Genomic DNA, 12528 nt, shown 5'->3' on the forward strand with positions numbered 1-12528 from the left:
CCGCGAGCTCGCTATTTTGATTGGGATCTAGGTCGTCGGATTTCATCAAGGCCCTGCGGACATGTGCCGCATGTCGAGGCCGGACATATGACCGCAGCCGACCAGTTCGTTCAACGCATATAGTGCTTGCCAAGAGGCCGTCCACATATGCCTAGGCGGAGCTCGACCGCCCGTTCAAACGATGACCGCTTTCATCGATGCGCATCGCGATGAGTATGGGGTCGAGCCGATCTGCAGGGTTCTGCCGATTGCCCCATCCTCCTATAGGGCCCGCGTGGCACAGCGAAGCAATCCGGAGTTGCTGTCGGACCGCGCTCGGGAGGATCAGCGCCTGAAGCCTGAGGTGATGCGCGTCTTTGCTGAGAACTTTGGGGTTTATAGCGTGCGAAAGGTCTGGCGGCAGATGAACCGCGAGGGTTTTGCTGTTGCCCGCTGCACCGTTGCGCGCCTGATGCGTGACCTGGGCCTGCAGGGCATGATCCGGGGCACGCCGGTACGCACGACAATCAGCAACAAGGCCGTGCCTTGCCCGCTCGATCACGTCAATCGGCAGTTTCATGCCCCGGCACCCAACATGCTCTGGGTGTCCGCCTTCACCTATGTCGCGACATGGGCTGGCTTCGTCTACGTGGTCTTCGTGATCGACGTCTATGCCCGCTATATTGTGGGCTGGCGGGTCAGTCGCACCGCTCATGCCGGCTTCGTGCTGGATGCGCTGGAACAGGCTATCCATGAGCGCCGCCCGGTGCATCGGGACGGCCCTCATTCACCACAGCGACCGCGGATCGCAATACGCGTCTATTCGCTATTCCGAGCGCTTAGTGGAGGCGGGCATTAAACCCTCCGCCGGCAGCGTGGGTGACAGCTATGACAATGCTTTGGCAGAAACCATCAACGGGCTTTACAAGGCCAAGGTAATCCACCAGCGCTGGCCATGGCGATCCTTCGAAGCTGTCGAATTTGCCACGCTCGAACGGGTGGATTGATTCAATCACCGCAGACTGCTCGAGCCCATCGGCAACATACCACCTGCCGAGGCCGAAGAACTCTATTACGCCATGCTGGACGACGTCTCCATGGCTGCCTAACTTAAACCAAACAGCCTCCGGCATATCCGGCGCAGTTTAACCTGCTTGTGGCGCCCATCTCGATGACCATCGAACCGGCAGCAGGCCAGTTCTAGCAACCACCTTTCCAACGGCAACCTGCTCAAGCCGTTGATCGCCTTCCTTGTGCTTCCATCCGCCAGTGCGATAGGCATGCATCATCTTCATGTGCATCAATCATTTCGGGATAAATAAAAGAACCTCAACCTTAAAAATCAATGGGATTTTTGATCAATCAAAAGATCTCAATCCCATTGATCGTCTTGAAGTTTATTTACGCTATTTCAGCCACTTCCGCAGTGACATTTACAAGTGTTGACACAGGAGCAGGGGTACCAAAATAAAGCCTGCCTCCAGTAGCACTGACATTTGCCCACCCAAACGACGTTTGCCAAGATCCACCATTAATCACACTTTGGGACATAATTGTAGGAGAAGCAGAAAGGCTCCACACAATATCAACATATGCCGCCCCAGCCGATACTGAAACAGACTGAGTTTGCGAGAGTCTATATCCAGTCAGGCCAGCATTTGACGCCTTGTTCCAAAAGCGCATTCTGGCAATTGGAGTTACAAAGACATTTCCTGTAAATTGCGATATGTCATTGCGCCCTGTAAAATAACCCTGAAATCCATCAACAAGACTTACGCCCTGCAGAAAATAGTTTCCAGAAATATTAACAGATGATTTGGTATAGTCATCACCATTAAATACCACACCCCTCGGCGAAAGAACCGAATTTCCGATGAAATTAATCCTGCTTGCATCAGAAGTGGAATGACTCCTCTTGAAGTCGATAGGATAATCAACGTATTCCCACATATTATAGCAAATATTTGCAGCATGGAAAACGGGAATTCCCGTTGTAACTGCACCGACATAGGAAACTGTAATTCCACCAGTCTGCACGGTTGGACTATACTGATCGGAACTAGGAAACCGACCACAGTGATTGCCTCGAAACTCAAATTCAAAAACTGACACCTGCCTACCCACTTGCCAATCAATTAGAACAATTGATGGCACAAATGATGCGTTAAAAGACTTTCCGTTGTACAATTGACACTCACTGATATGAATATGATCTTCATTTTGGAGGCCGTCTGTCGCCGGAAGGACCATGTAAATGCAAGCGCCATTCACATTTACGTCACAACGCCTAATATAAACCCATTGATACCAATTCAATTTAATTCCGTGGGTGACAGTGCTGCCGTCTTGAGTTGATGGGCCAAATTGGCACATTTCAATAGTAGTACTATCAGCATAATCAACAAGCAAAACCTCACCAGAATGATTGCCGGCTGGTGAAAATCCGACATTATAAAGAGTCGTATAGGTAACCTTTGTTCCATTTTTCTGAGGAAGACCACTTGGGCCAACAACGGATTGATCCGACTGCCCTAGAATGATCCTCGCACCATTTTGGCCAGAAAGGCGAGCATAGCCTTTACCAATACCAATAATCGATGAATTAGATTGCAAAATGCGCTTATCGGTGCTGAATTTATAATTCATCCCGGCAGGGACCAATAAGGCGCGCCCCCTGACTTCATTCATCCAATCAAATGCACTCTGAATGGCAGCATCTTCGTCAGATCCATCGCCAAGAGCACCGAAGCTGTGCAAGCTTCGAGCATTTCCATCATATTCATCGAGGAGGTCCTGCAACGTGGGATTATCTGCCATGCTCAAACTTCCTTCACATCATTAAAGGCAATCAAAAATTATAGATGACGATATGAGTAGGAAAGTTGAAATTTGGCGGCGAAAACTTTGGCCCTTCGTTCATGTTAGGATCTTAATTCCGACAACAAATATATATTCCCTCGCCCCGGCCACCCATCGCTTGGCTGGCGGCCGGGGAAAGGGATAAAGAAGGTTAAACGCCCACCGCTCCAGTCGATCAGACCGGCAGAGGCGCTGGAAGCGCCCCTGACTGTGTTGTCACTGACGGGAGCATGCGGTCGATCTGGACGACGTGTGCCCGAGGGCCTTGGAGGCGACATACGGGGAGGCCCAGACTCGATCAGCCAAAACGCAAAGCTATGGCGAAAATCGCGGACACGAATGTCGGGAATTCCAGCTTCCTTCCGCGCATGGTTCCAGGATTTGAAAATCGCCGCGAAGGTTACGGGTCTTCGGGTTTGACGCCATCCAGTCGCCCCCTTCCCAACGCGGTATGAACCGCAACCCCGCCGCCACCTGATCGTTCAAAGGAACATAGCGGGTCTTGTTGGTTTTGCTCCGCCCCATCGGCAAGCCGTCTGTCAGGACACGACGACGTTGTGGAAATTTATCTCAACAGTATGATGAGGGCATGAGCGATTTCGTTGCATACACCTCGCGATGGCGCACGGCCCTGTCGATCTTAGGTTCCATCACATTTGTTGCGTTGGCAGTATGGATGGCAGGGCTAATGGGGCCAGTTCCAGTTTCACAGCGGATTGCCCCGGAGATGGCCGTATTTTTGGGCTGGAGCGGCATCGTCTTTTTTGGACTGTGTGCAGCCGTCGGCGCAAAAATTTGGCGGCAAAATGCCGAGCAGCTTCGGATCGGGGAGGCAGGCATCAAATATTTACGTTGGAGCGACCAAATCATCCCATGGTCTGAGATAAACGACGTGACGGAGTGGAGCTACAAGGCGACACGGACAATCGTTCTGCACCTTCGCAACCCTTCCCTTTATCCCGGTAAGGGTCTGATTGGGCGGGTTGGGCAAGCGAACCACCGGCTGACGGGTGGAGATATTGGCATATCGATGACCAGTACGGATCGCAGCTTTGACGAGGCAATGGCAGTCATCGCGAAATTTCGTCAACTTGCGAGAGTCCGCTAACCCCTAACCCTTCCGCCATTGGCTCCACCAGGCAGATACCCTAAAAGCTGCCCGGAGGTCAGATTTGTCGCGGAGGGCAGCTATCGCTGGTTTTGGTAGGAAAACAGGCTTTCTGGCTACGACGACGTTGCGGACATGCGAAGCCGCGTCCATTCTTCAACTATGAATCGAAGGAAGAGCCGCCGCCATGCCAAAAAATTCCCACTCGAGTTGTTTCCCTGCTTTTGACTGACGCTGGTTGCCGGCATTGGAGCGGGCAATCTCATTTGGGCGCTATACGAACTACGGCGTGGTGAAGCACGTTGGGGCTGGAAGGGTGCACGGTACAGCAGAATGGATGGACCATTTTATTATTGGATGTTGATGGGCGGGCGTTTCGCCGGTTTCGTGGTCGCATGCTTCATGTTCTGGACGGGCTTAGATTTGTCGCGGGAGGCGGCTATCGGCATTGCCGTGGAAAAGCGACCTTACCGGATACGTTGACAAACCCGCCGTTCGCGCCCCTGGTTGCCCTCCCTGAAAGCTGCCTTCCATTCGCACGGCAGGTAGGATCTGGCCAGCCATTGCTGGTGCGGACTGGTCCTACAGCGACTCCGGGGTCGCATCAAGCATACAGGCAATTTATCTTACTTCTCTATCTAGATTCCCCGCGCCCACTCAGATCGCGTGAAGCACATCTCACCCAATACCACTCGGACGTTTGATTTCTATCGGCGCAGCTCGCCCGGCGGAAATCATGTGATTGTCGGAAGGCTAATCGCAGACGGCGGGATTTGCGCGTGCGTCATATTCAACGTGGCAACGGCTCGCCCCGTCGCCGAAGCCAAGCGCCCCAAGCGCCCCAAGCGCGAAAATGACGAGGAGACCGGCGAGAAATTTCCGGTTGCTAGAATCGCGCTATTCGAAAAGACCCCACATCGGAGAGCCGATCATGAGAGCCACTACGATGTGGGCGTTGCCCTTCCGTACGGCCGGTCCCATTATGATAGCGATATAAATAACAACAGAGCAAATAGCGCCGATGATGAACGGAAGGTCGATCGCAATCTCTTTCTTTTTCTCACCGCACGACATCAGACCCCCATTAGCGCATTGATAGGATTTTCTGCTCCGCGAGGTTTAAATCGGGACGAACATCTTGGTCAGCTCTATGTACCGACCCTGATGTGTACGATATGAACAACATTATCATTCGTACGCCATTAAATTATATCAAAATAAAGTTAATGTTAATAATATAAATTAATTAATATCACTAATGCAAAACCCAAATTAAGTTCTAGAAAATCAGGTGAAGTAAAATGAAATTATCGGGAAAATAAATATATTCAACATAGACCTCAACTGGCCCGACCATGCACTCTACTCAAATGAATTTTCTAAAACAGACGTAATTATTGAAGTTAAAAGATTAGTTGATGAATTATTATAATAAAATCCATCAATCTTTATATTTTCGGCTCTGCCGGATTGTGATCGGCCCCCACTGAGTGGTCCGTGTTGATTGTTAGTGCATTGTTGCTTCCGGCGCCATGGTCGACCGTAGGTGGAGCGCAGCGGAACCGGAGGGCGGCCATGGCGGCGTCGCTGTTTCCGGTGCCGGCGGTCGATAGCCGAGCGAGCTGTGCGGGCGGATGGTGTTATAGTGCCGCCGCCAGGCTTCGATCAGGATCTTCGCCTCGGCCAGCGTGTAGAAGATCTCCCCGTTCAACAGTTCATCGCGCATCGAGCCGTTGAAGGACTCACAATAGCCATTTTCCCATGGGCTGCCGGACGTGATGTAGAGCGTCTTCACACCGATCCTGGCCAGCCATTGCTGCACGGCCGCGGCGATAAATTCAGGACCATTGTCCGAACGTATATGTGCCGGCGGGCCGCGGGTGATGAACAGATCGGCCAGCGCCGCCAGCACATCCTCGCTTCTGAGCCGTCTCGCGACCGGCAAGGCCAAGCACTCCCTGCTGGCCTCGTCGATGATCGATAGGATGCGGAACTTGCGGCCTTCGTGGGTGCGGCCCTCGACGAAGTCGTAGGACCACACATGCCCCGGATACTCGGGTCGCAGCCGGATGCACGATCCGTCATTGAGCCAGAGACGGCCGCGTTTCGGCTGCTTCTGCGGCACTTTGAGCCCCTCGCGCCGCCAGATGCGCTCGACCCGCTTGCGGTTCACGTGCCAGCCGGCATCGCGCAGCAAGGCCGTCACCCGGCGATAGCCATAACGACCATATTGCCGAGCCAGAGCGATGATGTCCTCTGTGAGAGCTGCTTCCTCGTCTGCCCCGCGGGGGCCTTGCGCTGTGTCGATCGATGCTGGCCGAGCACACGGCAGACCCGCCGCTCGGAGACAGTCATCATCCCTTGGATGTGGTCGATACAGCGACGTCGGCGCGCGGGGCTCAGTAGTTTCCCCGTGCAGCCTCCTGGAGGATCATCTTGTCTAGCGTTAGGTCCGACACCGCCTGCCGAAGCCGAGCATTCTCGCGCTCCAAGTCCTTCATCCGCCGCGCCTGATCCATCTTCAGGCCGCCATACTCCTTGCGCCAGCGATAATAGCTCTGTTCGGTGACGCCGATCCGTCGGCAGGCATCCGCCACCGTCCCACCCTGCGCCAGCACGATCTCCGCTTCACGCAGCTTGCCGATGATCTCCTCCGGCTTGTGCTTCCGAGCCATTCCATTCCTCCTTCGTGATCCAGACTATGATAGTCGATGGGCCACTCAGAAGGGGGCAGATCACAAGCAGGGATGCGTAAAGCCGCCGATCAAATGTCTGCTATGCCCACCTTTTTGATCGGCTCCGGTCGTTCCGGAGGCTACGACCCCTCGGTCAGATCAGCACCACCCATCATCGCCGGGGCTCCTCTGGAGTGCCCCGCTAACAAAGCCGACATACCAAGGCCCTGGTTATCCCACCATGAGCTACCGTCGGTTCAGTGGCGGCGGCGGCCGGTCTCTTTTGAGTATGCTTATAAAAGACCAAAACGTGGTGGTCCGATCAGGGGCCGCCCAAAAGAACTGACCTTACATTTTGAGCTGGCCCTCTGGCAGCGGTCAATTCATCAATCGGTTACCGGATCACAGCCTCTGAAACATGTTGGTCTAATTTGCTGCCGCAGCCAGCATACGGCGCACCCATAAGAGCCGCGATGCGTGCACCAACACGAACAGACCAAGTATGCCCACGCAGGACATCGTCACAGCTATAAAAACTGCGCCTGAGTTACCCATCACAAGCGGGCCGATCTTATCGATTGGGAATTTGGCGACCGTCATGGCCATGATGATCACAGGATAAAATCCGAAGCCTGCAAATGTGAGGCCGCCAGCCACCATGATTGCTATTGGATTATGGTCAATGGTCTCCCGCTGCCGGACAAGACGGCTGGAAATCGCATTGAACCGGGCCGAGGCCCGATCCATTCTCCCTGCGATTATAAGTTCGTCACCCTCGAGGAAAGGTGGAGGCAGTGGTGACCGTGAGTAAGGTTCCAGGGCTTGGCAAATCATTTTCGCCGGTTCCCCATCGAGGCGGAAATAGGCGACAGAACACCAGCCTGTGGGCCTGCTGCATTCTGCGCGAGTCACTACGTCGCTAGCGTGGCCACGTCGTATTTCAATACCCCTGCGTCGAGGTTCTTGCCGCAGGCTTCGGGCTCCGGAGGTGCCGGTCTTGAAAGGCGCATTCGCCTCGTTCGGATACGAATATGACGATTGCCGGAACGTTGCACCGGTGACCTTGAATATGCCCATCACCAAAGCTCCCGTTGCAGCGAGCATGGCAACAAGCCCCATGCAGAGACCGATGCCGACCTTCCATTCGGACGCAATTCCCAACAAAGGATGCATTCCGTCGGTGAGATGGACGAGCAGAGTGAGGGCAACGGTCATGATCAGGACGATCCTGGCCAGCAAATTCATGTCCGGTCCTTAAGGGGTTAGGGAGAGCAGATGTAATCGCGATCGCCATCTAGGGGGACAGAGGTTGCCAACCACCCTTTGAGGAACGCGATGAGTTCCTATCGCGCAAGAAAGCTAAAAATATTATAAAAATCCACCGTGCAGGCAGCGGTGAACTGCGCCGGATATGCCGGAGACCTCCCAGTCAAAGAGAAGGCGCGGGCGGTCCGCTATAAGCATGCCTCAAAAGGACCGAGCCGCCAGAAAACTCAGCGCAATTCAAACCGTCCTTTCCGCTAGCACCCCTTTCGCAGACATTCTGACTTCGGCCATTTGCGGACATGGCCCGATCGTCGTAAACGGAAAGCAGAATCGCGCATTCAAATTTGACCGCGCCCATGTTGGGATGTCGCCAATGATCGGGTTGCTCGCTTTAGCTGCCTCTATGTCCAGTCTCCCTCCTTCGTGGACTTTGGAGGACGTGTGCTCGATCCTTGAAATGCAGACAACCTCTCCCGCTGCAACTGCGGGCGATCTCAATATGCCCGACGATGATGACCAGTCCAGGCGCGTTCCTGGCGAGATCACAGAGTCAGCTCGCAAATCTGGAAACTGGGGTTGGATAAAAATCGAATTCAAACGGGGGCGAATTAAGACATCAGTTGGCAAGTGCGAGAAAAGCAAAAGCCTACACCGTGATACCGCGGATCTAAGTATTTCACCTGATGGAGGGGAGGCGTGGCTGACGTTCGGTGGTATGTCAGTCGGCCCACATCCAAGTGGATTCTTTCAGTCATGCATGTTCTCAAAGCGCGACAATCGCTGGATTGCTCGCGGATGCTTTGATAGTGGCGCCATCCTGACCTAAGGTCATCATCGCGCCCGGTCTGGCCTGCTGCCGGTTTGAAGGACACCGAGATAAGGTGTTTTCATCAAGCGGAGAGCATCGATGCAACGAAGGAAGTTCAGCCGCGAGTTCAAGCTTGAGGCGGTAAGATTGGTGAAGGAGCGCGGGGTAGCGGTTGCACAGGCCGCCCGGCGCCCCTTATCGCAAGCCTTGCCCCCAGGTATTGCGCCGGTCCATTTGTGCCTCTGCGCTTGGTCAAGAATCTCAGCCAACAGGTCCACTGCGCAGCCATGATCAACCTTCAACCGCTTGATCAGCCTGTTTCAGCGCAAAGCGGCGACAATGATCGAGGTAGCCTCGTTCATGCGCGGCGGCCAGATCGACCGTGGCGGCCCATAACCACGAAGGCGCTGCAATGTCCCAGGCATGTCCGCCACGCAGGGTCGCAAGCCAGACAGTCCGCTGCGAAGCGTCCATCTGACGGGCATGCGCGCGCCCGACCACCTGAGCAAGGCTGCGCGCCGCAGCAATGGCCTCGCCACGGCTGAACTGCTCGACTTCCAGCTTGAGGTCCTGGGGCAGCAGTTCACGCAGCACGACCGGCCTGCCCAACAGATGGGCCGCCACCATGCGCTCACCCAATTGCGGCGAGAGGGCCCGCGCTGCTGTCACCACGCAATCGGCCGGGGAAGCGGGCATCAGTGCGCCAGCACGATGAGGCGCAACGCTAGGCGCGGCCTCCTTGATATCGACCAGAGCAGGGGTTTCCTCGCCCTGCGCATCGCGAACCGCAATCAACACGGCATAGCGCAACTGCCCCAGCGAACTGCAGCCCTTGCACCAATAGGCCGCATCGATCAGCCTTACGCTTTCCGCCTGACGGCCCGGCGTGTTTCCGCAAGCGGTCAGGGCGATACGGTGAACCTCATCGCTCTGAACAAGGGTAGCCATGGCCTCACGCTCCTCGGAGCGCAAAGGCCAGAATTTCCTGCCGAGCGGGAGGGAAAGGTCAAGATCCTCCAGCCGCTCACGGGCAAGATGCTTCCATCTGCGTCCTAATGCCCGCCTGCGCAGGCTGCGCAAGGTCACAGGCTCGTCCTGATCGTCCCGCTTGCCATCCCGATCGCGAAAAACACTTTCATAGCCCTCCATCATCGCCTCGATCATCCGCGCCGAGACGATCCCAGGCAGGTCCGACCCCCGAGCGGCGGTCTGCAGACTGAGGGCGAGGCGAATAAGATCATGGGCCGGATTGCCGATCACCGCCTGGTCGAGATCGCGGATGGCAACTTCGACCTTGCCGTTTTCATCGGCGATGGGCCCAAGATTGCCGAGGTGACAGTCACCGCAGATCCAGATCGCAGGACCTTCTGGCAGGTTCCGGGCGATGGGCGAAGCAGCCAGCCAGGTGTAGAATTTCTCCGTGTTGCCGCGCACATAGGCATGCACTGATCGCGCCATCTTGAGATGCCGCTTGGCGACCAGAACCGCTCCGCGATGATCGGGGGAAACTGTCTGAACGACCCTTGCGCTTTTGCCCATATATCTCCTGCGATGATGGTTTCAGCACAGCGGCCCGAATGGCCGGATCATCCATCGCAGACATAAAACAGACATAAATTTCCAGTGTTCCGCAGCGTCGATCAATCTTTCGACACGCCGCCCATTGCCTCTAAAAGCGGCAAGGCGGGAGCCATGCGATCAAAGCGAATGTAGCGCGCCACCTGACACATGTCGGGCAAAGCATCGGCTTCGCTGCGGGTCAATCGCCAGCCGCGTTCATGCGCCAGGCGGTCGACATCGACCACGCTGTCGATGTGCCAGCCGGGCATCTCCTTGCGCAAGGTCGCGATGGCGTCGCGCGCGCTGGGTGCTTGCAGGAAACGGTAATCATGCTGCTCACGCAGAAAGGCCTGTGAGTTGCGCCCCATTTCCAGCAACCAGCATCGGCTTGCCGGTTTAAAAGCATGGCCCTGATCCTCGGAATCGACCGCAATCGCCACCCAACCGTCGATATGGGCCGCCTCGAAGCTTGCGGCAAAACGCTTATGGCAGGCTTCTATCATGCTGCGCTCGTCTGGCACGACCATGGCGTGAACCACGTGCTGCTCGAACAGGCTGTCGCCGGACACGCCGCCGATTTCGATAATGTAAAGATGGCTCATGATTGCACCGTTGCCTCCCCATTGACCGAAGGCGTGCGGGGGATGGTGAAGACCCCGCTCGATCCACAATAGACGATGGTATCGTCGCCGAGCCGCGCGATCATCGTCTCAAGATCATCACGCGGCACACGGTGATCTGCCGGCTCCAGCATGACCGCGACGCTGGCCCGCGCCATGGCCGCGCTTTCAACCAGCCCCTGAATGAAAGGATGGCGTTTGAGCAGGAAGGGCAAGGCCAGACAATGGATACGCGACAGCGCCGGATCATAAGCATCGAGACTGTAACCATTCGCGCCGCTGTTCGGGGGTAGCCCTTCATCGCCATCCCGATGATGAGCCAGAGCATGCGCGCAAAGCTGCAGCCGCAATGTGGGGAAAGGAAAGTCGGGCAAGCCCAGCGCCTGTTGCCCACGCGCATCGGCCATGGCGTCGAAACGCAGGTCGCGGCCTGCCGAACGGATGCGCCACCCCTGCTCCTCGCGCGTCAACTCATAACTGTCGCCCAGCCGTTTAACCGCGAGAACCCCGGCCTCATGCATCGCCAGCAGGCGACGGATCGAGAGATGCGGCACAGCGGCGTAATTGTCTGTAAAGCAGCGCTTGAGCCCACGCTCGAAACGCCCCAGATCGCGCTTCGACAACAGGGGCACGATCCGGCCGAAAGGCTCATGCATCCGCAGCAACGCATAGCGCCACGGCTGGGCATGTCTGGTGCGGTGGCTCCGGCGCGCATCGGCCAGATCGCGCACCGCCCAGGCGAAAGGATTGATCGGCCCCCACTGAGTGGTCCGTGTTGATTGTTAGTGCATTGTTGCTTCCGGCGCCATGGCCGACCGTAGGTGGAGCGCAGCGGAACCGGAGGGCGGCCATGGCGGCGTCGCTGTTTCCGGTGCCGGCGGTCGATAGCCGAGCGAGCTGTGCGGGCGGATGGTGTTATAGTGCCGCCGCCAGGCTTCGATCAGGATCTTCGCCTCGGCCAGCGTGTAGAAGATCTCCCCGTTCAACAGTTCATCGCGCATCGAGCCGTTGAAGGACTCACAATAGCCATTTTCCCATGGGCTGCCGGGCGTGATGTAGAGCGTCTTCACACCGATCCTGGCCAGCCATTGCTGCACGGCCGTGGCGATAAATTCAGGACCATTGTCCGAACGTATATGTGCCGGCGGGCCGCGAGTGATGAACAGATCGGCCAGCGCCGCCAGCACATCCTCGCTTCTGAGCCGTCTCGCGACCGGCAAGGCCAAGCACTCCCTGCTGGCCTCGTCGATGATCGATAGGATGCGGAACTTGCGGCCTTCGTGGGTGCGGCCCTCGACGAAGTCGTAGGACCACACATGCCCCGGATACTCGGGTCGCAGCCGGATGCACGATCCGTCATTGAGCCAGAGACGGCCGCGTTTCGGCTGCTTCTGCGGCACTTTGAGCCCCTCGCGCCGCCAGATGCGCTCGACCCGCTTGCGGTTCACGTGCCAGCCGGCATCGCGCAGCAAGGCCGTCACCCGGCGATAGCCATAACGACCATATTGCCGAGCCAGAGCGATGATGTCCTCTGTGAGAGCTGCTTCCTCGTCTGCCCCGCGGGGGGCCTTGCGCTGTGTCGATCGATGCTGGCCGAGCACACGGCAGACCCGCCGCTCGGAGACAGTTGATCTGCCCCCTTCTGAGTGGCCC

Annotated in this window: 6 protein-coding genes, 4 pseudogenes and 1 other annotated feature; of the genes and pseudogenes, 3 read left to right on the top strand and 7 right to left on the bottom strand. The window is 56.4% G+C overall.

Annotated elements, in window-relative coordinates; genetic code table 11:
* The first annotated feature begins 142 nt into the window (after positions 1-142).
* Positions 143-256: a sequence feature (AL1L pseudoknot), on the top strand.
* Positions 149-1088, top strand: a pseudogene (locus ABDW49_RS26070) (IS3 family transposase); the annotation flags it as partial. Its footprint overlaps the feature before it by 108 nt.
* Before the next feature lie 292 nt (positions 1089-1380).
* Here ABDW49_RS26070 and ABDW49_RS26075 read toward each other — a convergent pair.
* Complete coding sequence (locus ABDW49_RS26075) at positions 1381-2796, bottom strand: hypothetical protein (RefSeq protein WP_343616567.1); 1416 nt, start codon at positions 2794-2796, stop codon at positions 1381-1383.
* A 631-nt stretch (positions 2797-3427) separates the two neighbouring features.
* Here ABDW49_RS26075 and ABDW49_RS26080 point away from each other — a divergent pair.
* Positions 3428-3946, top strand: a complete 519-nt coding sequence (locus ABDW49_RS26080; protein WP_343616568.1) for an STM3941 family protein — start codon at positions 3428-3430, stop codon at positions 3944-3946.
* A 1507-nt stretch (positions 3947-5453) separates the two neighbouring features.
* Here the strand turns inward: ABDW49_RS26080 and ABDW49_RS26085 are convergent.
* A pseudogene (locus ABDW49_RS26085) lies at positions 5454-6621 on the bottom strand (IS3 family transposase).
* A 426-nt stretch (positions 6622-7047) separates the two neighbouring features.
* Positions 7048-7866 (bottom strand): hypothetical protein, encoded by an 819-nt coding sequence (locus ABDW49_RS26090; protein ID WP_343616570.1) that lies wholly within the window; start codon positions 7864-7866, stop codon positions 7048-7050.
* Positions 7867-8794: 928 nt separating this feature from the next.
* Between ABDW49_RS26090 and ABDW49_RS26095 the strand changes: the two are divergent.
* Positions 8795-8884, top strand: a pseudogene (locus tag ABDW49_RS26095) (transposase); the annotation flags it as partial.
* 102 nt (positions 8885-8986) lie between these two features.
* Here the strand turns inward: ABDW49_RS26095 and ABDW49_RS26100 are convergent.
* From ABDW49_RS26100 to ABDW49_RS26115, 4 genes and pseudogenes are all read right to left on the bottom strand, one after another.
* A complete protein-coding gene (locus ABDW49_RS26100) occupies positions 8987-10234 on the bottom strand; it encodes a DUF2252 family protein (protein WP_343616571.1) in 1248 nt (415 codons plus the stop codon).
* A gap of 101 nt (positions 10235-10335) precedes the next feature.
* On the bottom strand, positions 10336-10824 hold the full coding sequence (locus ABDW49_RS26105; protein ID WP_343616572.1) for a DUF1543 domain-containing protein: 489 nt from the start codon (positions 10822-10824) through the stop codon (positions 10336-10338).
* A 29-nt stretch (positions 10825-10853) separates the two neighbouring features.
* Positions 10854-11606, bottom strand: coding sequence for a hypothetical protein (locus ABDW49_RS26110; RefSeq protein WP_343616574.1), 753 nt, complete (start codon positions 11604-11606; stop codon positions 10854-10856).
* A gap of 51 nt (positions 11607-11657) precedes the next feature.
* Positions 11658-12500 (bottom strand): annotated as a pseudogene (locus ABDW49_RS26115) (IS3 family transposase); the annotation flags it as partial.
* Positions 12501-12528: the final 28 nt, after the last annotated feature.

It is taken from the genome of Novosphingobium sp. (assembly GCF_039595395.1).
Taxonomy (GTDB): Bacteria; Pseudomonadota; Alphaproteobacteria; order Sphingomonadales; family Sphingomonadaceae; genus Novosphingobium.